Origin of the sequence: Pseudonocardia sp. T1-2H, from assembly GCF_038039215.1 — a bacterium.
Classification (GTDB): domain Bacteria; phylum Actinomycetota; class Actinomycetes; order Mycobacteriales; family Pseudonocardiaceae; genus Pseudonocardia.
The window spans coordinates 2,501,885-2,521,339 of record NZ_JBBPCL010000001.1 but is presented as its reverse complement, the minus strand read 5'-3'; the positions used below and the strand labels follow the sequence as shown (position 1 = coordinate 2,521,339).

Below are 19,455 nucleotides of genomic sequence, written 5' to 3'. Positions count from 1 at the left end.
CCCCCGACGGCGGTTGGTCCGTTCGCGCGGAACCCGTTGTCGCCTAGGGTGAGTCGCGGAGTTCGGCCAGGGACTCGTCGAGCGCCACCTCGAGCACGCCGACGTCCGGCATCGCGTCCCGGTCCGCGTTGAGGCCGTAGCAGACCGTGCCGTCGTAGGAGGTCACGCCGATCGCGACCGTCTGCCCGTGCGCCAGGGGCACCACCGGGTAGATGTCGCGCATCCGCGCGCCCATCGCGTACAGCGGCCGCGGCGGCCCGGGCACGTGCGTGACCAGCACGTCGAACAGCCTGCCGGAGAGCCGGTTGGACAGCCGCGCACCCATCTCGTGCATCGCGGGCGTGGCGAGCCCGGCGAGGCCGACGACCGCGGACGTGCCGGCGGAGCGGCCGCGCTGCTTGCCCGCCGCCATCCCCTCCGAGATCAGCCGCAGCCGCTCCCCGGGGTCCGCCTCGCCGACCGGCAGCTCGACGAAGACGGCGGAGATCCGGTTGCCGGACACCGCCGGGCCGCCTCGGCCGCGCACGCTCACCGGCACCATCGCCCGGACGGTGCTGCCCTCCAGCAGCGGCTCCCCGCGGCTGATCAGCCAGCGCCGCAACGCCCCCGCGACGACGGCGAGGACCACGTCCGTCACCGTCCCGCCCGGTCCGCACTGCTCCCGCCGGATGGTGCGGTGCTCCGCGAGCGACGTCCGGGCCATCCCGAACCGGCGCTGCTCCCCGGTCCTGCCGTGCAGCGGTGCGAGCGAGTCACGCCGGCCGGCCCCGCGCACCGCCTCGACCACCCCGCCGACGCCGCGCACCACGCCGGACGCGACCTGGCGCACGTCGGAACCCGCCCGGACCATCGCCTCGAACGCGCTGCGCGGCCGGCGCATGTTCTCCACGACGGCGGACGCCGCCAGCCTCAGGCCGCTCGGTTCGCGACGCGGTTGCCAGTCGTCGGCCTCCACCGTGCGCGGCTCCGGCGTGCGGTCCAGCAGGACGGCACCGACGTCCATGGAGGCCAGGCCGTCGACCATCGCATGGTGGGTCTTGGTGACGACCGCGAGCCGGTCGGACTCGAAGCCCTCGACCAGGTAGATCTCCCACAGCGGCCGGGAGCGGTCGAGCTGGCGGGACAGCAGGCGGCCGACCAGCTCGCGCAGCGCCTCGTCCGTCCCGGGCGCGGGCAGCGCGGAGCGCCGGACGTGGAAGTCCAGGTCGAAGTCCTGGTCGTCCACCCAGACCGGGAGGCCGAGCCGCCCCGGCACCTCGCGGACCTTCTGCCGGTAGCGGGGCACGAGGGCGAGGCGCTCACCGATGAGCGCGGTGAACGCCTCGGTGTCGAAGTCCCCGGCGGGCGGCGGGTCGAACGTCATCACCCCGCCGACCGTCATCGCGGTCGTGCGTTCCTCCATGAACAGGAAGGACGCGTCGAGCGGGGAGAGCCGATCCTGGACCACGGAGCCGTGTCTACCAGCCGCCCGGCTACCAGCCCCGCAGCGGCATCCCGGACCAGCCCTGCGCGCCGAGCTTCACCCCGAGCATCTGGTGCAGCTGGATGTTGTCCCGCTCGAAGCCGAGCGCGCAGGCGGCCATGTACAGCCGCCACACCCGGGCCCGGCCCAGCCCGACCTCGGCGACGGCCTCGTCCCAGTGCGCCTCGAGGTTGGCGCCCCACGCGTGCAGGGTCAGCGCGTAGTGCTCGCGCAGGTTCTCCTCGTGCCGGATCTCGAACCCGGCGTCGTTCATCTCGGTCATCAGCAGGCCGGGTGACTCCAGCTGGCCGTCCGGGAAGACGTAGCGGCCGATGAACGGGTCGACCTTGCGGTTGCTCGTGGTGCGCGGCTGGGTGATGCAGTGGTTGAGCAGCCGGCCCTCGGCGCGCAGCTTGCCGTGCAGGAACCCGAAGTACGACGACAGCTGGGACTTCCCGATGTGCTCGGTGAGCCCGATGGAGCTGACCGCGTCGAAGTTCGTCTCCGGGACGTCCCGGTAGTCCAGGTGGCGGACCTCGGCGAGGTCACCGAGGCCGCGCCGCTCGATGGCCGCCTGCGCCCACGCGGCCTGCTCGCGGGACAGCGTGACGCCCAGCGCCTTGACGCCGTGCTCGGCGGCGGCGTGCATCACCATGCCGCCCCAGCCGCAGCCGACGTCCAGCAGCCGCATGCCGGGCTGCAGGTCCAGCTTGTTCGCGACCAGCTCGTACTTGGTGGCCTGGGCCTCCTCGAGCGTGGACGTCGCGCTCGGGTAGACCGCGCAGGTGTAGGTCATCGACGGGCCGAGCACCCACTCGTAGAAGGTGTTCGAGACGTCGTAGTGGTGCGAGATGGCCTGGCTGTCCCGGCGCTTGGAGTGCAGCCGCCCGCGCGGGCGGGCCTCCAGGTCCGGCGGGGACGGGCGGTGCTTGAGCCAAAGCGGCAGGAGCCGGCGGACCATCCTCGCCGCCTCAGCCCTGGAGACCGAGTGCAGCGTGACGTCCGCGAGCGCGGAGAGTGCGACGAACAGGTCGCCCTCGACCTCGATCTCGCCCGTCACGTACGCCCGGGCCAGGCCCAGGGAACCGGGAGCCGACACCAGCCGGGCCAGCGCCCGCGGCGACTCGACGCGCAGCGCGACCTCGGCGTCGTCCGGGCCGCTCTTGCTGCCGTCGTAGCCGATCACCCGCACCGGCGCGTCCTCGCCGATCACACCGGCGAACACGTCGGCGACCCGCATCTTCTGACTCATCTGCTCGTTCCCCCGCCCCGGAGACCTTCGTGTACAGATCCGGCAGCCGACCGTCCGGGTCGTACCGCTGTTTGACGGCACGGTACGCCGCGCCGTTGTACCGTTCCCAGAACTCGTGCCGGTCGTAGTGCACTGTGGAGTACAGCGACTTGTGCCCGTCGAGGCTCCCGACCAGCTCCTCGACGAACCGGTTGTGCGCGTCCGGCTTCCCGGCGATCGCCACCGACGACCAGAAGCCGACGTTGACGTAGAGCCGGTCCGGCTCCATCGGGTAGAGCGGCCAGACCTTCCGGCCCCGCAGCCGGAGCGGGCACAGCCAGACCGGGGAGATCCCGACCTCGCGGTCGAACGCCTCGAGGAACTCCGGCAGCCGCTCCACCGGGATCTCGACGTCCTGGACGACCATCTCCTCCTCGGGACGTCCCAGCGCCCGGCGGACCGCGTTGCTCGCCCCGTGCCGCTGGTCCAGCGCGACGAGCCGGCGGTAGACGTCCGAGCGTCGGTAGCGGCCCGGCCACACCCGGCGGACCAGCGGGTTCTGCACGCCGAAGGCCCGCGAGCACCAGAACCAGTCCGTGTCCCAGCGCCACAGGTAGTCGTGCGTGGTCAGGTGGTCGACCGGACGGCGCTGCAACGAGCGGTAGTAGATCTGCAGGCCGGTGTAGTCCGAGACCTGCGCGCCGGGCATCGGCTCGTCGACGAACTGCCCGACGGTCAGGTACTGCTCGCCGGCGTCGAAGACGGTCCCGTCCAGGAAGTCGATCGAACCCTTCGGATCCGCGAGAGCCTCGATCCCGGCCGTGGTGGCGGCCGGGTCCCCGTAGCGATGGTGCGTCAGCTTCACGTACGGCGCGACGGGCTGCAGCTCGATCCGCAGCCGCAGCGCGTAGCCGAGGGTGCCGTAGGAGTTGGCGAAGGCGTCGTAGAGATCGGCGTGTTCGCCGCCCGGAGCGGCCGTGACCAGCTCGCCCGACGGCGTCAGCACGTCCATCTCGAGGACCGACTCGTGCGGCAGGCCGTGCCGGAACGACGTCGACTCGATGCCGAGCCCGGTCACGGCCCCGCCGAGGGTGATCGTCTTCAGCTGCGGGACGACGAGCGGCATCAGCCCGTGCGCCAGCGTCGCGTCGACGAGCGTCTCGTAGGTGCACATGCCCTGGACGTCCGCGGTCCGGGCCACGGGATCCACCGAGAGGACACCGGTCAGGGCCGAGGTGTCCAGGAGGACGACGTCCGTGGACGGGGCGTCGCCGAAGCGGAAGAGGTTCGACGTCCGTTTGCCGAGCCGGACGCGGGTGCCCCGGGGTACCTGGCGGTAGCGGCGGACCAGGTCCGCCACGACGGCGTCATGGGTAGCCCGAGCACCGTCCTGTCTGTTCGTCGCGACCGAGCTCACGGATCAACGCTAGACCCGCGAGCCGCGTCCCGTCAGTCCCTGATGGACAGGCGTACGTCACTGTCGTTGCGTCACGAAACGCCCTTTGCTCGGCATTCCGGACACTCAGGACCGCCGGCGGGCCGCAACCAGCTTGGGGATCGCCGGGAAGCCGGTGACCGGTTGGAACGCCTCCGCGGCGGCCGTCAGGGCGGCCACCTCGTCGTCGGTGAGCCGGATGTCCCCCGCCGCGGCGTTGCTCTCCACCTGCTCGACGCTCGACGCCCCGGGGATCGCGACGACGTTCGGGAAGCTCACGGTCCAGGCCAGCGCGATCTGCGACGGCGACGCGTCGTGCGCGGAGCCGATGTCCCGCAGGGTGTCCAACATGGGCTTGGCCGCGTCCAGGTTCTCCGGCAGGAACATCGCGTTCGCCGACCGGACGCCGTTGGTCGGGCGGTGGTCCGCGTCGTAGCGCCCGGACAGCAGGCCCTGGCCGAGCGGGCTGTAGGCGATCACGACGTGGCCGGTCCGCTGCGCCCACGGCAGCATCTCCGCCATCGGCGCGCGGGAGACCATCGAGAACTGCACCTGGTTGGACAGCAGCCTCGAGCCGAGCTTGACCTCGGCCGACTTCCAGCGCTTCAAGGAGTAGTTGGAGACGCCGACCTCCCGGATCAGGCCGACGTCGCGGAGCGCCTGCATGCCGCGCATCGTCGTCCCGTCGGAGACCAGCGGGTTGGGCTGATGCACCTGGTAGAGGTCGATGGTCCGCACCCCGAGCCGCTGGGCGCTGGCGATCGCCCGCTGCTGCACCACCGCCGCCGTCGGCAGGACGGGGAAGATCTTCGTCGCGACGACCAGCCCGTCCGTCCCGCCGCTCTCCTTCAGGGCCTTGCCGAGAATCCGTTCGCTGCGCCCGAAGCCGTAGATCTCGGCGGTGTCGAACACGGTGATGCCCAGCTCGCGCGCCCGGGCCACGATCCGGCCCGCCTCCGCCTCGAAGTCGTCCCCGTAGCCCCACTCCCTGGATCCGAACTGCCAGGTGCCCAGGCCGATGACGGAGTAGGGGGACGCGGTGCCGAGGTCCTCGAGATGGCGCATGGCCCCAGTGTGCCCATCAATGCGAGTCGAGGAACGCGTCCAGCGCGGGCCAGGTCGTCGTGCGGGCCTTCCGGCCGGTCAGGACCCCGAGATGGCCGCCCGGGGCGGTCTCGAACCGGACCTCGGGAGAGCCGCACAGGAGCTCGACGGTCCGGTGCACCGCCTTCAGCGGCGCGATCACGTCGTTCCGCCCCGCGACGACCAGGGCCGGGACGTCGACCGCCGAGAGCTTCACCGTGCGGCCGGCGAGGTCGAGGCTGCCGACGGCGAGGTCGTTGCTGCGCAGCAGCAGGTGGAACAGCTGCCCGAACACCCGACCCGGGTAGCCGTGCATGTTGTTCATCATGTGGTCCACGGCCTCGATCTGGGCGAGGGTGTCCCGGTCGTCCAGGCGGGAGAGCACGACCAACGGTTTCGTGAACAGCCGGTCGACCGTGGCCAGGTGGAACGCCCAGCTCACGATCGGGGCGGGGAAGCTGCCCGCGGCCTGGTAGAGCGCCGAGACGAGCCGGCCCCCGGCCACCTCGGCGAGCGGGCGGAGCGGCGCCACCAGCGGTACCGCCGCGATGTCGACGGGGCTGCCGATCACCGTCACCGACCGGACCGGCAGCGGGTCCCCCGCCTCGCTCGCCGCCGCCAGCGCGAGCATCGCGAAGATCCCGCCGAGCGACCATGCGACGACGTGGACCGGCTCCCCCACCTCGTCGGAGACCCGACGGAGCGTCCGGGGCACCACGCCGTCGACCCAGTGCTCGAGGCCGAGGCCGCGCTCGGCGAAGGAGATCGGGCCGTAGTCCACGAGGTACACCCGGCGCCCGCCGAGCAGCAGGTGCTCGACGAGGGAGCAGCCACGGCGCAGGTCGTAGGCGAAGTCCGGGGCCCCGAGCGGCGGGATCAGGACCACCGGCGGGCCGTGCTCGCCCGCGCCGGGGACCGGGTCGTAGCGGTACAGGACCCCGCCCGGGTCCCGCGCGATCTCGGTGCGCGGCATCCGGCGCAGGTCCGCGACCCCGCCGGCGACGGTGGAGTCCCACACGTTCGCCGCGACCGTGGGGACGCCGCCGAGGACGCGTCCGATCAGAGCTCGGCGCTGCATCGGTGCAGCGTAGCGGCCTGCCCAGGCCACGGCTGGCCCGCGAGTCCCGAACCAAGTTACTCACGGGTATGTGACACTGCGGTCATGCAGCGCGACATCTTTGACGCCGATCACGACGCGTTCCGTGACCTCGCCCGGACCTTCACCGCCAAGGAGATCGTCCCGTTCCACGACCAGTGGGAGGAGGACGGCCAGGTCGACCGCGAGGTCTGGCGGGCGGCCGGCAAGGCCGGCCTCCTGGGGATGGACGTCCCCGAGGAGTTCGGCGGAGGCGGCAGCACGGACTTCCGCTACAACGCGATCCTCACCGAGGAGCTGGTCGCCGCGGGCGCCAGCGGCATCGGCTTCCCGCTCCAGAACGACGTCGTCGCGCCCTACCTCCTGCGCCTCGCGAACGACGAGCAGAAGAAGCGCTGGCTCCCCGGCTTCTGCTCCGGGGACATCGTCACCGCGATCGCGATGACGGAGCCGGGCACGGGCTCGGACCTGCAGGGCATCGCGACCAACGCCCGCCTCGAGGGCGACGAGTGGATCCTCAACGGCGCCAAAACCTTCATCACCAACGGCATCCTCGCGGACCTGGTCGTCGTCGTCGCCCGGACCGACCCGGAGGCGGGCGCGCGGGGGTTCAGCCTGCTCGTCGTCGAGCGCGGGATGCCCGGGTTCGAGCGCGGGCGCCGGCTGAAGAAGGTCGGGATGAAGGCGCAGGACACCGCGGAGCTGAGCTTCACCGACGTCCGGGTCCCGGCCGCCAACGTCCTCGGCGAGGTCGGCCAGGGCTTCATCTACCTGATGCAGAACCTCGCCCAGGAGCGGCTCTCCATCGCCGTGGCGTCCGTGGCCGGCGCCGAGGCGGCCCTGCGGCACACCCTGGAGTACACGAAGGAGCGCACGGCGTTCGGCCGCAGCGTGGCGAAGTTCCAGAACACCCGCTTCGAGCTCGCCGAGATGGACACCGAGATCACGGTCGCCCGGGTGTTCGTCGACCGCTGCCTCACCGAGCACGTCACCGGGGAGCTGTCCGTGCCCGACGCCGCCAAGGCCAAGTGGTGGACGTCGGACCTGCTCAAGCGGGTCGTGGACCGGTGCGTGCAGCTGCACGGCGGCTACGGCTACATGCTCGAGTACCCGATCGCGAAGGCGTTCGTGGACTCGCGCGTGCAGGCGATCTACGGCGGCACCAACGAGATCATGAAGGAGATCATCGGACGATCACTCGTCGGGTGACGCCCGCCGAACGTGTCGAGAAGGTGAACAGGTAGAAACTCCCGCATGGCCTTCAGGTTGACGCCGCACGAGCGTGGCTTCTACCCGCTCTTCACGCGCGCCGCCGAGAACATCGTCGTCGCCGCGGACGAGCTGGCGAAGCTGGTCGCTGCCGAGCCCGACGCGCGGGCGGACTTCGCGCGCCGGGTCAAGGACGCCGAGAACGCGGGGGACGACGTCACCCACGAGATCATGGTGAAGCTGAACTCGGTGTTCGTGACGCCGTTCGACCGGGAGGACATCTACCGGCTCGCGTCCTCCCTCGACGACGTCGTCGACGCGATCGAGGAGGCCGCGGACCGGATCGTGCTCTACCGGCTCGGAGCCCTCCCGCCGGGGATGGCCACCCAGGTCGACGTGCTGCAGCGCGCCGCCGCGGCCACGGCCGAGGCGATGCCCAAGCTGGAGAAGGTGGACCAGCTGCACGAGTACACGATCCACGTCAACTCCCTGGAGGACGAGGGGGACCGGGCCTACCACCAGGTCCTCTCCGCCCTGCTCTCCCCCGAGCACCCGATCACGGACCCGTCGGAAGTGCTCGAGGTGATCAAGCTCAAGGAGGTCGTGGACACCCTCGAGGACGCGGCGGACGCGTTCGAGACGGTGGCCAACACGGTCGAGAGCATCGCCGTCAAGGAAGCGTGACATGCGCGAGCCTGCGAGCGCAGCGGTGTCACAGCGCCCCCGCACCGTGACCATCCGGTTCGGGTCGAGCTCGCGAAGCGAGCGGGTGCGATGAGCGTCGAGCTCATCGCCGTCCTGGTGGTGATCGTCGTCGCCGTCGGGTTCGACTACACCAACGGCTTCCACGACGCCGCGAACGCGATCGCCACCTCCGTCTCCACCCGGGCGCTGTCCCCCAAGGCCGCGTTGCTGATGGCGGCGGTGATGAACCTGTTCGGCGCGTTCCTCGGGACGTCGGTCGCGTCGACGGTCGGCAGCGGGATCATCTCGGCGCCACAGGGCCTCTCCGGCCTGATCGTGGTGCTCTGCGCGCTGATCGGGGCGATCATCTGGAACCTGATCACCTGGTACTTCGGATTGCCGTCCTCCTCGTCGCACGCGCTCATCGGCGGCCTGGTCGGCGCGGCGCTGGCCTCGGCCAACACCGTGAAATGGGGCGGGGTGCTGGAGAAGGTGATCATCCCGATGCTGGTCTCCCCCGTCGTCGGGTTCCTGCTGGCCGGCATCGTGATGATCGCGCTGCTCTGGATCTTCAAGGACAGCCGGCCGACGAAGGTCAACCGTGGATTCCGGCTCGCGCAGACGGTCTCCGCCGCCGCGATGGCGCTGGGCCACGGCCTGCAGGACGCCCAGAAGACGATGGGCGTGATCGTGCTGGCGCTCGTCGTCGGCGGGTTCCACCAGGGCACCGACGTGCCGTGGTGGGTCATCCTGATCTCTGCCGGCGCGCTGTCCGCGGGCACCTACTCGGGCGGCTGGCGGATCATGCGGACGCTGGGCCGGCGGATCATCGACCTGGACCCGCCACGCGGGTTCGCGGCCGAGGCGACGGCGTCGGCCATCCTCTACACGACGGCGTTCGTCTTCGCGGCGCCGATCTCCACGACCCAGACGATCACCTCGGCGATCCTCGGGGTCGGGGCCACCAAGCGGCTCTCGGCGGTGCGCTGGGGCGTCGCGGGGAACATCGCCGTCGCCTGGGTCCTGACGCTGCCGGCCGCCGGGCTCTGCGCGGCCGTCTCGTTCTGGATCCTGCACCCGCTCCTGACGTAGGGCCTACCTCCCGGCGCACGCCGCGTCGGCGGCGTCGAGGGCGGCGACGGTCCGGGCCGGGTCCAGGGCCACCTTGCTCGTCGCGACGTCCCCGCCGGGCGGAAGCTTCGCGTGTCCCTGCTGGTCGAGGTCGTCGATGGCGGCCCCGACCTCCTGCAGCGCCGCGGTGAGCGCGGGGTCCGTCGAACCGGGCGTCGCGTAGCCGGAACGACTGCCCACCAGGATGATCGCGACCCCCGCCGGCAGTACGGGGCCCTTCTCGATCTCGGCGACGACCCGGCGGACCAGCGCGCCGGACTCGGCGTGCCGGGCGCAGGCGGCCCTGTCGGGATCGGCGTGGTCCGGACCGGCCGCGGTCGTGGTCGGCAACGGGGCGACCGGAGCGGGCTCACCGCTCGAGCACCCCCCGAGAACGACCGCGAGCGCAGCAACCGACAGGAGGACCGCGACCCGACGGGGAAGGCTCCGCGGCTCGCAGGGGTGGGAGATCACGACCCGGGGTTCGTGAGCCGGAGCAGTCGGGTTCGTTCCGTCGCCACGTCGTAATCGGGGGGTGGGAAGACGGGCGCCATCTCGTCCAGGGTCTCGGCGAGGATCGCCGCGACCGCCCAGTTGCGGTACCACTTGTGGTCCGACGGCACGACGTACCAGGGGGCGACGTCGGAGTCGCACTGTTGCAGGGCCGCGGCGTAGGCCTCCTGGTACGCCGGCCACTTCGCGCGGGCGTCGAGGTCTCCCGGGTTGTACTTCCAGCGCTTCTGCGGGTCGTCCAGGCGGGCCAGCAGCCGCTCGGCCTGCTCCTCGGGCGAGATGTGCAGCATGCATTTCACGATCCGGACGCCCGCGGCCGCCAGCCCGGCCTCGAACTCGCGGATCTCGGCGTAGCGGGCCTGCCACACCTCCTCGGGGACCAGCCCGTCCACCCGTACGACCAGCACGTCCTCGTAGTGGGAGCGGTCGAAGACGCCGATCCGGCCGGGTTCGGGGACCTGCTTGCGAATCCGCCAGAGGAAGTGGTGGCGGCGCTCCTCCGGCGTCGGCTTCTTGAACGAGGCGATGCGCACGCCCTGCGGGTTCATCAGGCCGACGACGTGCCTGATCACGCCGCCCTTGCCGGAGGTGTCCATGCCCTGCAGCACGAGGAGCAGGGAGCGGGTCCCGCCGCCCACGCCCTCGGCGAAGAGGGTCTCCTGCCGGGTGTCGAGCCGGCTGCCCAGCTCGGACACGGCCTTCGCCGCGGCCGCCTTGTCCTTCGGCCCGGTCGGTCGCCCGCGGGGGTCGATCGCCGCGAGGTCGACCGGGCCCTGCGGAACGCGGAACCTGTCCCGCACGCTCGCCATGCAGGAACCCTACCGACCGTGGATCACGGCGGCCCGCCTCCGCGCTCAGGCGGTGGGGCGCGTTCCGATCGGGACGACGAGCGGGGTGCCGGCCACGGGGTCCGGGATGACCCGGGCGTCGAGCCCGAAGACCTCGGAGAGCAGCCGCTCGGTGAGGACGTCGCCGGGCTCCCCCGCCTTCACGATCCGCCCGTCCTTCATCGCGACGAGCCGGTCGGTGTAGCGCGCGGCGAGGTTCAGGTCGTGCAGGACCATGACGACGGTGCGGCCCGCCTCGTCGTGCAGCCGGCGCACCAGCTCCAGCACCTCGACCTGGTGGGCGAGGTCGAGGAACGTCGTCGGCTCGTCCAGCAACAGCACGTCCGTGCCCTGGGCCAGCGCCATCGAGATCCAGGCGCGCTGGCGCTGCCCGCCGGACAGCTCGTCCAGGGGGCGCTCGGCGAGGTCCGCGATCCCCGTCCACTCGAGGGCCTCGGCGACGGCGTCCTCGTCGTCGGAGGACCACTGGCGGTACCAGGTCTGGTGCGGGTGCCGGCCGCGGGCGACGAGGTCCCCGACGGTCAGCCCCTCGGGGGCACTCGGGGCCTGGGGCAGGATGCCCAGGATGGTCGCGACCTCCTTCGTGGGCATCCGGTCGATGCGCCGGCCGTCGAGCAGGACGTGCCCCTTCGACGGCGCCAGCAGCCGGCCGAGCGCGCGCAGCATCGTGGACTTCCCGCAGCCGTTGGGCCCGATCACCGCCGTGATCGTCCCGTGCAGGACCTCGAGGTCCAGGTGGTCCACGACCACGCGGTCGCCGTAGCCCAGGCGGAGGCCCTCGGCCCGGAGCCGGGCGGTGCCGGCGAGCGGGTGCGGCGCGGTGTCCACGTCGGGGGCGGTGGTGGAGCTGGTCATGCGCGTGCCTCCCGGCCTTGGCGAACGAGCAAATAGAGCAGGTACGGGGCACCGAGGACGGCGGTGACGATGCCGACCGGGAGCTCCACCCCGGCGAACGCGGTCCGCGCCACGACGTCCGCGACGACGGTCAGCGCGGCGCCGATCACCAGCGACGCGCCGAGGGGCGGCCGGGCCGAGCGGACCAGCCGTTGCGCGATCTGCGGCGAGACCAGGGCGACGAAGGCGATCGGCCCGGCGGACGCCGTCGCGATCGCGGCCAGCCCGACGGCCACGAGCAGCAGCAGGGTCCGGGCCAGGTCGACCCGGATGCCCAGGCCGCGGGCGGTGTCGTCGCCGAACTGGAGGCCGCCGAGCACGAAGCCGAGGATCAGCGCCGCGGGCACCAGGATCGCCAGCGCGATCCCGACCGGGAGCACGTGCTCCCAGCCCCGGGCGTTGAGGCTGCCGTTGAGCCACACCTGCGCGCGGGCCGCCTCGTAGATCCGGGCGACGATCAGCAGCCAGTTGACCAGCGCCACGAGCGCGGCGTTGATCCCGATGCCGACCAGCACCAGCCGGAAGCCCTGCACGCCCTTGCGCCAGGCCAGGCCGTAGATCAGCGCCGCTGAGACGAGGCCGCCGAGCAGGGCGGCGATCGGCAGCCCGGTGGTCGCGAGCAGCCCCACGACCGAGCCCGCGGACCCGCCGAGCACGATCACCGCCACGGCCGCGGCGCTCGCGCCCCAGGTGATGCCGATGATGTCCGGGCTGGCCAGCGGGTTGCGCGCGATCGCCTGCATGATCGCGCCCGAGACAGCCAGGGCCGCCCCGACGAGCGCCCCGGTCAGTGAGCGGGGCAGCCGCAGCTCCAGCACGATGAACCGCTGGCCGCCGTCGCCGCTGCCGGACAGGACCGCGAGGACCTCGGGGATGCTGATCGGGAACTCGCCGCGGCCGATGTTCACGGCCATCGCGAGGACGAGCACGACCAGCCCGACGGCGATCACCAGCGCCGTGCGGGGGCGCCACACGGCGGAGAACCCGGCGGCACGGAAGGGCACGCGGCCCGGGACCCGCGGCGGGTCCCGACGGAGGGCCGTGCTCATACCGCCACCATCTTGCGGCGGCGCACCAGGGCGATGAAGAACGGCGCCCCGACCAGTGCGAGGACGATGCCCACCTGCAGCTCGCCGGGTCTCGCGACGATCCGGCCGAGGACGTCCGCGGCCAGCAGCAGCACCGCGCCGAGCAGCCCGGACGCGGGCAGCAGCCAGCGGTGGTCCGGGCCGGTGAACGCGCGGACGGCGTGCGGCACCACCAGCCCGACGAACGCGATCGGCCCGCACGCGGCGGTCGCCCCGCCGGCCAGCAGGGTGATCGCGACGATGCCGAGCACCCGGGTGCGGCGGACGGAGTGCCCGAGCGAACGCGCCACGTCGTCCCCCAGGGACAGGGCGTTGAGCCCCGGAGCGCTCGCGAGACCGAGGACCGCGCCCACCGCGAGGAAGCCGACGACCTGGCCGGCGATCGAGGAGTCCCGCCCGGCGAGCGAGCCGACGTTCCAGAAGCGGTAGGCGTCGAGGGTGTCCGTGTCGATCAGGACGACCGCCGAGACCAGCGCGTTGAGCAGGAACGTCAGCGCCGCGCCTGCGAGGGCGAGCGTCACCGGCGTCGGGCCGCCCCGGCCCATCGAGCCCAGGGTGAACACCACGACGCTCGCGACGAGGGCACCCGCGAAGGCGAACCAGACGTAGCCGAGGAGGCTGGTGACGCCGAACAGGTAGATGCCCAGGACCACGAAGAACGCCGACCCCGCGTTCACCCCGAGCAGGCCGGGGTCCGCGAGCGGGTTGCGGGTGTGGCCCTGGATCAGCGCACCCGCCAGGCCCAGGGCGATCCCGACGAGGACGCCGAGGACCGTCCGCGGGATCCGCAGCGCGCGGACGACGATGTCGTCCTCGGTGCCGGTGGGGGCGAACAGCGCGCTCCACACCTGCGGAAACGCGATGATCTTGGTGCCGAAGGCGACGCTGGCGAAGCAGGCCGCCAGCAGCAGGACGACCAGCACGAGCAGGCCGACGAGCCGGCGGCGGCGCAGTGGGCTCCGCCGGACGGGCCGCGCCCGGGGCTGCCCGGGGGGCGTCCTCGCGATGGTCGTCACTCCGGAAACCTCCACTGGCTCTCCCGCCCGACGCCCGACGCCGCCGTTCAACCCACCCTAAGTGAGGTAAGCCTCCAACTAAAGAAGGACACCCTGCTCACCTGAGATGAGGGTAGCCTTACCCACGATGAGCGTCGTCCAGGTCTCCCCGACCCCGCTGACCCGCACCGCCGCCGCCGTCGTGATGCAGCGTCCGGCCGGCGTCCCCGTCGGGATGCACACGGCCTCGGGGCCGGGCTGGACGGTGTGCGCCGACGTCGACGTGGCGGCCTGGGAGTCGGCCGCCTTCGAGGCGCTGCCCGGCTGGTACGGAGCGGCCCACCCGGCGACCGCGAGCGCCTACGTCCTGCACTGGTACGCCGGGGTCGTCGGGACCGTGGGCGCGGTCTTCTTCCGGCACGCCCGCCGGGTCCCCCGGCTCGATCCGTCCTCGCTCGCGTTCCACCGCGAGCCCGGCAACCCGATCCCAGACGCCTACGCCCTGCTCGACGAGCGGTTCTGGTGCCTGCCGGACGACGCCGAGGCCGCGCATCCGTTCGCGACGGTCGTCCCGGACGTCGACGCGCTGGCCGCGACGCTGCGCGCCCAGGTCCGCGCGCACGCGGACGCCTTCCTGGCCGGCTACCGCCCGGGCTCGCCGCTCCCCCGGCGCGCGCTGCTCGGCGCCTTCTTCGACGGGCTCGACACCGGCCTGTGGTGCGCGGAGGACGGGACGACCCACCCCCCGGACCCCGCGACGGCGCTCCTCGAGGGAGGACGGGTGCTGCCGGGCGGGACCGTGGAGTTCGCGCAGCGGAGCACGCTGCGCAGGATCGTCGACGGGCACGACCGGAAGTGGCTGACCCGCCGCCGGGTCTCCTGCTGCTTCTACTACCGGGTGTGCCCGGAGGGCCCGGCGGACCGCGAGGTGTCGTGCTCGACCTGCCCGCGGACGTCGGACGAGGAGCGCCTGCGCCGCTACACGGCCCTGCCCTGACCCTCGGCCCCGGCGCCGGCGCGCCCCGGCCGTCCGATCCGCCCGCCGCGCCCGCAGGGCCCGGCCGTGCTGGGATGACCTCGTGCGGAACCTGACCGACGGCACCCCCGTCGACGCCGGCGACCTCCCCGGCCTCTACGCCTATCCCGTCGAGCTCGCGCGGCCCTGGGTGCGGGTCAACTTCGTGTCCAGCCTCGACGGCGCGGTGTCCGTCGACGGGCTCTCCGGCGGCCTGGGCTCCCCCGCGGACAAGCAGGTGTTCGGGACGTTGCGGCGGCTCGCCGACGTCATCCTCGTCGGGGCGGGAACGGCCCGCGCGGAGAACTATCGCGGTGCCCGCAAGCCGGGGTTCGGCCGGGATGCGCCGCCGCCGATCGCCGTCGTCACCGGCTCTGCGGACCTCGACCCCGCGAGCCCGCTGTTCACCGACACCGCCGTCGCGCCGATCGTCCTCACCACCGCGGCCGCCGACCCCGGGCGCCGCGCGGCGATCACGGCGGCGGGCGGGGACGTGGCGGTGCTCGACGACCTGACCCCCGCCACCCTGCTCGCCGAGCTGGACCGGCGCGGGCTGCGGAAGGTCCTCTGCGAGGGCGGCCCCGGCCTGCACGGCGACCTGATCGCCGCGGACGCCGTCGACGAGCTGTGTCTCACCGCCGCCTCCCTGTTGGTCGGCGGCGGCGCGGGCCGGATCTCCCACGGGCCGGGCGGACCGCCGCGCGCCATGCGGCCGGTCGGTCTCCTCGAGGACGACGGCGTGCTCCTGCTCCGCTACGTCCGCGCCCGGGACCAGGGATAGGAGCACCGTCGACCCGCCGATCGGGTGACTTGGCGTGAGCCGGGTGCGGGTAGCACCGTCAGACGGGGACGAGGCCGGGTCAGGCGACCGGGCCGGAGACGCCCAGGAATGACGAGGAGCGCAGCATGAGCAGCACCACCGGGACCGCCGCAGCCGCGACCACGACCACCGCGACACCGACCGGAGCGGCGGGCTCGCCCAGCCGGCTGGCGGAGGACACCGCCCAGGGCCGCACCACGATCGCCGCCTCCGTCGTCCAGAAGATCGCCGGCATCGCGGCGCGCGAGATCTCCGGCGTGCACTCGATGGGCGGCGGCATCTCCCGGACGTTCGGCGCGCTGCGCGAGCGCATCCCCGGCGGCGGCACCGGCGCGTCGAACATCGCGGGTGTGCAGGTCGAGGTCGGCGAGAAGCAGGCCGCCGTGGACCTGGACATCGTCGTCGAGTACGGCGCGTCGATCGTCGAGCTGGCCCGCGCCGTGCGCCGCAACGTGATCAGCGCTGTCGAGCGGATGACCGGCCTCGAGGTCATCGAGGTCAACATCGCCGTCAACGACATCCACCTGCCGAGCGACGACAACGGCGGCGAGGAGCTCCCGGCCGTGGCCGTCCCGTCCCGCGTCGAGTGACGAGGCCCGGCCCACGAGGAGCCGGTCCGGAAGGAGTCAGCACGGTGTCCGCACCCCTCCCCGCCGCCCCACCCGACCCGGCCGAGCTGGCCCGGCAGGTGGCGGCGGTGGTCGCCGCCAACCCGGCGGTCGCGCGCCTCGACGGCGGCGTGTTCGGTGCGGTCGCCACCTACCTGCCCGGCAGGCGCCTCGTCGGCGTCCGGATCGGGCAGGGCGACGAGCCGGTCGAGGTGGCGGTCGTGCTCTACGCCGACCACCCGTTCCCGGACATCGTGCGCGGCATCCGCCGCGACGTCGCGGCGCTGTGCGGCGGGGCGGCGGTCGACATCACCGTCTCCGACGTCGTCCAGCGCGGCGACACCGATCCCGGCGCCGTCGTCGAGATCGGACCCTGACCGCCATGAGCGAGCCGGAGGGCATGAACGAGGAGGAGCGGGCGGCCTACCGGGCGTTCGTCCGCGACCACCACCCGGACCGCGGCGGCGACCCCGACTTCTTCGTGGCCGGGCTCGCGCGGCTGCGCACGCAGGCTCGGGTGAACAGGGAGAACGAGAACAGGCGCTACGACGCCCCCATCGAGGTCGTCCGCGGCCTCCCCTTCCCGGTCCGGGTCGCCGTGGCCGCGATCCGGACCGTCAAGCGCCGGAACCGCACCCGCGTCGACCGGCCCCCTCACTCCCAGGAGAGCTAGATGAACGCGACCCAGACCGGCCTGCTGGCGGGTCTCATCCTCGGTGCCGCCGGCGCCTTCGGCGGATTCGGTGCCTTCCTCATCATGCTGGTGCTCGGCGCCCTCGGCCTGGTCGTCGGCCGGGTGCTCGACGGCGAGCTGGACATCTCGGGCGTCCTCGGCCGGGGCCGGGACCGGTGACCCTCCCGGCGGCGGTGCCGCTGCCCTCCTGGGCGCCGGACGCGGACGAGCGCGGCATCCTGGACATCGCGCCGACGGTGCTGCGCAAGATCGTCGAGCACGCCGCGGACCAGGTCCCCGGCACGCTGCACCGCGAGCGCCGGCTCGCGGGCCTGGAGGTCGGGGACTCCGGCCCGAAGGCCCGGGTCAGCGCGAAGGGCGAGACCGTGGACGTCCGGCTCGAGCTCACACTCAGCTACCCCGCTCCTGTCCGGTCGACGGTCGAGGCCATCCGCTCGACGGTGACGTCCGAGCTGGAGCGGATCGCCGGCTACCGGGTCGGGTCGCTCGCGGTGGTCGTGTCGGGGCTGCGCGGTGAGAAGGCCTCCGAATCCCGCCTGCAATGACAGCGGCCCGCAAGCGGTAACCCCTCACCACGCCGGACGCAGGTCCGGCCCTCACGCAAAGGAGGAGTGTCGTGCGGATCCTGCTCCGCCTGCTCGCCCCGCTGCTGGGCCTGGCGATCGCCGCGGCCGGCGTCCTCGTGATCATCGAGGTCGTCGCCGCCTGGGTGCGGCCCGGCAGCACCGGCGTCGTCGTGCCCTGGTCGGCCTGGCGGTCCACGCTCGCCGGCCTGACCTGGGCGGACAATCCCGTCCCGATCATCGGCATCGTCGTGGGGGTGGTCGGCCTGCTGCTCCTGCTGCTCGTCGCGCTCGCCCGCCGGCACGATGTCCCGCTGTCCTCTCCGAGCCCGGAGATGACGGTCTCGACCAGCCCGCGGGTGCTCGCCCGGCTCGTCGGGCGGCACATCCGAGCGACCGACGAGGTCGCCGGCGCCACGGTCAGCGCGTCCGCCCGCAAGGTGACCGTCATGGCCGAGGGCTTCACCAGCCCGGACCCGAGCGACGGCGGCCATCTCCGGTCGACCGTCCGCAAGCGCGTCGACGACCTCCTCGACGACTCCCCTGGTCCGGCGACCCCGCGTCGCCGTCTCCATCCGCACCCGTAAGGGCTTCCGGTGAGCGCCCCCACCTCGCCCGTCCCGGCCTCGAACGGCACCACGGCCCTCACCCCGGCTCCGCGCGCCGTCCGCAAGCGGTCCCGCAAGGCGCTCGCCCGCTCGGCGGCCGGGGACCGCTGGGTCGCCGGGCTGATCGGGCTGGTCCTGCTGCTCGCCGGTGTCGGAACCGCGCTGCTGGCCTACGGGGTCTTCGGCGAGTTCCGCGCGTCCCGGCCGCTGCTCGACCCGATGATCGTCGACGCGCTGCGCGCGCGGCCGCTGCTCTGGCGGATCATCGCGATCGCGGTCGGCGTCGTGTTGACGATCATCGGGCTCGCGTGGGCGGTGCGCTCGCTGCGTCCCGAGAAACGCCCGGACCTGGTCCTCGACGGCGGTCCGAACACCGCGATCGTCGTCGGTGCGGGTGCGGCGGCGGAGGCCGTGGCCGAGCGCGCCGCCACGCTGCCCGGCGTCGGACGGGCGAAGGCCCGGGTGGTCGGCTCGGCCGGCGCGCCCGCGCTGCGGGTGACGGTGTGGATCACGGACGAGGCGGACGTGGCGGACGTCTGCCGACGGCTGGAGACCGACGTCCTCGCCGAGGCCCGGGACTCGCTCGGGCTCGAGCACCTGCCCGTGGCCGTCCGGCTGGAGCTCGACGTCGCGGCGAGCGCGCCGCGGGTGGCCTGACCCACGGCGTGGGGGTGACCGGCCGGTAGCCGCGTAGCGTCAGCACCCATGACTCCGCCAGCACTCCTCTCCGGCAAGAAGGCACTGGTCACAGGGGCGGGAAGCGGGATCGGCGCCGCCGTCGCCCGCCGACTCGCCGCCGACGGCGCCCAGGTCTACGCGGTGGACATCGCGCCGGACCCCGTCAAGGCGCTCGCCGACGAGGTGCCCGGCATCGAGGCCGTCACCTGCGACCTCTCGGACCTCGACGCCGTCGACGAGCTGCCGTCGGACATCGACGTGCTGGTCAACAACGCCGGCCGGCAGCACGTCTCGCCGATCCAGGACTTCGACCCGGCGATCTTCCACCAGATCCTCACGATCATGCTCGAGGCCCCGTTCCGGCTGATCCGGGCGTCGCTGCCGCACATGTACGAGGCCGGCTGGGGCCGGGTCGTCAACATCTCCAGCGCCCACGGCCTACGGGCCAGCCCGTTCAAGTCGGCGTACGTCGCGTCGAAGCACGGGCTCGAGGGGCTGTCCAAGGTGACGGCGCTCGAGGGCGCGGAGCACGGCGTGACCAGCAACTGCATCAACCCCGCGTACGTACGCACCCCGCTGGTCGAGAAGCAGATCGCGGACCAGGCGCGGGTGCACGGGATCAGCGAGGACGAGGTCGTCACCAAGATCATGCTGACGCCCGTCGCGGTGAAGCGGCTGATCGAGCCGTCGGAGGTCGCCGAGCTGGCGGCGGTCCTCTGGGGCCCGGCGTCCCCGTCGATCACCGGGAGCTCGTTCACCCAGGACGGCGGCTGGACGGCCCACTAGGCCGTGAGCGGGGGCCGATCGGCCCCCGCTCACGG

22 protein-coding genes and 1 pseudogene are annotated in these 19,455 nt (G+C 73.0%); 13 read left to right on the top strand and 10 right to left on the bottom strand.

The window, feature by feature from the left end; genetic code table 11:
• Nucleotides 1-43: 43 nt before the first annotated feature.
• The 5 genes and pseudogenes from WBK50_RS12555 to WBK50_RS12535 form a co-directional block, all read right to left on the bottom strand.
• The gene (locus tag WBK50_RS12555; RefSeq protein ID WP_341335773.1) at nt 44-1,447 is read right to left on the bottom strand and encodes a WS/DGAT/MGAT family O-acyltransferase; all 1,404 of its coding nucleotides are present in this window, start codon (nt 1,445-1,447) and stop codon (nt 44-46) included.
• A 25-nt stretch (nt 1,448-1,472) separates the two neighbouring features.
• Nucleotides 1,473-2,702 carry a class I SAM-dependent methyltransferase gene (locus WBK50_RS12550; RefSeq protein WP_341335772.1) on the bottom strand — a complete coding sequence of 410 codons (1,230 nt, stop codon included), beginning with the start codon at nt 2,700-2,702 and terminating at the stop codon, nt 1,473-1,475.
• Between the two features lie 37 nt (nt 2,703-2,739).
• Nucleotides 2,740-4,053, bottom strand: a pseudogene (locus WBK50_RS12545) (FAD-binding oxidoreductase); the annotation flags it as partial.
• Between the two features lie 162 nt (nt 4,054-4,215).
• The gene (locus tag WBK50_RS12540; protein ID WP_341335771.1) at nt 4,216-5,193 is read right to left on the bottom strand and encodes an aldo/keto reductase; all 978 of its coding nucleotides are present in this window, start codon (nt 5,191-5,193) and stop codon (nt 4,216-4,218) included.
• A gap of 16 nt (nt 5,194-5,209) precedes the next feature.
• On the bottom strand, nt 5,210-6,289 hold the full coding sequence (locus tag WBK50_RS12535) for an alpha/beta hydrolase (RefSeq protein WP_341335770.1): 1,080 nt from the start codon (nt 6,287-6,289) through the stop codon (nt 5,210-5,212).
• A gap of 84 nt (nt 6,290-6,373) precedes the next feature.
• Here WBK50_RS12535 and WBK50_RS12530 point away from each other — a divergent pair, with 84 nt between their 5' ends.
• The 3 genes from WBK50_RS12530 to WBK50_RS12520 all read left to right on the top strand — a co-directional run bounded on the left by WBK50_RS12530 (nt 6,374) and on the right by WBK50_RS12520 (nt 9,292).
• Nucleotides 6,374-7,516, top strand: a complete 1,143-nt coding sequence (locus tag WBK50_RS12530) for an acyl-CoA dehydrogenase family protein (RefSeq protein WP_341335769.1) — start codon at nt 6,374-6,376, stop codon at nt 7,514-7,516.
• Between the two features lie 45 nt (nt 7,517-7,561).
• Nucleotides 7,562-8,200: a DUF47 domain-containing protein gene (locus tag WBK50_RS12525; protein WP_341335768.1), complete on the top strand. Its 639-nt coding sequence runs from the start codon at nt 7,562-7,564 to the stop codon at nt 8,198-8,200.
• Between the two features lie 90 nt (nt 8,201-8,290).
• Complete coding sequence (locus WBK50_RS12520) at nt 8,291-9,292, top strand: inorganic phosphate transporter (RefSeq protein ID WP_341335767.1); 1,002 nt, start codon at nt 8,291-8,293, stop codon at nt 9,290-9,292.
• A gap of 3 nt (nt 9,293-9,295) precedes the next feature.
• Here the strand turns inward: WBK50_RS12520 and WBK50_RS12515 are convergent, their stop codons facing one another.
• From WBK50_RS12515 to WBK50_RS12495, 5 genes are all read right to left on the bottom strand, one after another.
• Nucleotides 9,296-9,661, bottom strand: a complete 366-nt coding sequence (locus WBK50_RS12515) for a hypothetical protein (protein ID WP_341335766.1) — start codon at nt 9,659-9,661, stop codon at nt 9,296-9,298.
• 119 nt (nt 9,662-9,780) lie between these two features.
• The gene (locus tag WBK50_RS12510; protein ID WP_341335765.1) at nt 9,781-10,632 is read right to left on the bottom strand and encodes a PPK2 family polyphosphate kinase; all 852 of its coding nucleotides are present in this window, start codon (nt 10,630-10,632) and stop codon (nt 9,781-9,783) included.
• A 45-nt stretch (nt 10,633-10,677) separates the two neighbouring features.
• Nucleotides 10,678-11,526, bottom strand: coding sequence for an ABC transporter ATP-binding protein (locus tag WBK50_RS12505; protein ID WP_341335764.1), 849 nt, complete (start codon nt 11,524-11,526; stop codon nt 10,678-10,680).
• A complete protein-coding gene (locus tag WBK50_RS12500; protein ID WP_341335763.1) occupies nt 11,523-12,614 on the bottom strand; it encodes a FecCD family ABC transporter permease in 1,092 nt (363 codons plus the stop codon). Before WBK50_RS12500 ends, WBK50_RS12505 begins: the two co-directional genes overlap by 4 nt.
• Nucleotides 12,611-13,669, bottom strand: coding sequence for a FecCD family ABC transporter permease (locus WBK50_RS12495; RefSeq protein WP_445942247.1), 1,059 nt, complete (start codon nt 13,667-13,669; stop codon nt 12,611-12,613). The genes WBK50_RS12500 and WBK50_RS12495 overlap by 4 nt, the downstream gene beginning before the upstream one ends.
• Nucleotides 13,670-13,796: 127 nt before the next feature.
• Between WBK50_RS12495 and WBK50_RS12490 the strand changes: the two genes are divergently transcribed.
• The 10 genes from WBK50_RS12490 to WBK50_RS12445 all read left to right on the top strand — a co-directional run bounded on the left by WBK50_RS12490 (nt 13,797) and on the right by WBK50_RS12445 (nt 19,420).
• A complete protein-coding gene (locus WBK50_RS12490; RefSeq protein ID WP_341335762.1) occupies nt 13,797-14,645 on the top strand; it encodes a (2Fe-2S)-binding protein in 849 nt (282 codons plus the stop codon).
• A gap of 82 nt (nt 14,646-14,727) precedes the next feature.
• Nucleotides 14,728-15,444, top strand: a complete 717-nt coding sequence (locus tag WBK50_RS12485; RefSeq protein ID WP_341335761.1) for a pyrimidine reductase family protein — start codon at nt 14,728-14,730, stop codon at nt 15,442-15,444.
• Nucleotides 15,445-15,569: 125 nt separating this feature from the next.
• Nucleotides 15,570-16,073: an Asp23/Gls24 family envelope stress response protein gene (locus WBK50_RS12480; RefSeq protein WP_341335760.1), complete on the top strand. Its 504-nt coding sequence runs from the start codon at nt 15,570-15,572 to the stop codon at nt 16,071-16,073.
• Between the two features lie 44 nt (nt 16,074-16,117).
• Nucleotides 16,118-16,468 carry a hypothetical protein gene (locus WBK50_RS12475; protein ID WP_341335759.1) on the top strand — a complete coding sequence of 117 codons (351 nt, stop codon included), beginning with the start codon at nt 16,118-16,120 and terminating at the stop codon, nt 16,466-16,468.
• A 5-nt stretch (nt 16,469-16,473) separates the two neighbouring features.
• Nucleotides 16,474-16,764, top strand: a complete 291-nt coding sequence (locus WBK50_RS12470; protein WP_341335758.1) for a hypothetical protein — start codon at nt 16,474-16,476, stop codon at nt 16,762-16,764.
• Nucleotides 16,765-16,944, top strand: a complete 180-nt coding sequence (locus tag WBK50_RS12465; protein ID WP_341335757.1) for a hypothetical protein — start codon at nt 16,765-16,767, stop codon at nt 16,942-16,944.
• Nucleotides 16,941-17,330: an Asp23/Gls24 family envelope stress response protein gene (locus WBK50_RS12460; protein WP_341335756.1), complete on the top strand. Its 390-nt coding sequence runs from the start codon at nt 16,941-16,943 to the stop codon at nt 17,328-17,330. The genes WBK50_RS12465 and WBK50_RS12460 overlap by 4 nt, the downstream gene beginning before the upstream one ends.
• A 71-nt stretch (nt 17,331-17,401) precedes the next feature.
• Nucleotides 17,402-17,935 carry a hypothetical protein gene (locus WBK50_RS12455; RefSeq protein ID WP_341335755.1) on the top strand — a complete coding sequence of 178 codons (534 nt, stop codon included), beginning with the start codon at nt 17,402-17,404 and terminating at the stop codon, nt 17,933-17,935.
• 9 nt (nt 17,936-17,944) lie between these two features.
• Nucleotides 17,945-18,613 (top strand): alkaline shock response membrane anchor protein AmaP, encoded by a 669-nt coding sequence (locus WBK50_RS12450; protein WP_341335754.1) that lies wholly within the window; start codon nt 17,945-17,947, stop codon nt 18,611-18,613.
• Nucleotides 18,614-18,661: 48 nt separating this feature from the next.
• A complete protein-coding gene (locus WBK50_RS12445) occupies nt 18,662-19,420 on the top strand; it encodes a 3-hydroxybutyrate dehydrogenase (RefSeq protein ID WP_341335753.1) in 759 nt (252 codons plus the stop codon).
• The last annotated feature ends 35 nt before the right edge of the window (nt 19,421-19,455 follow it).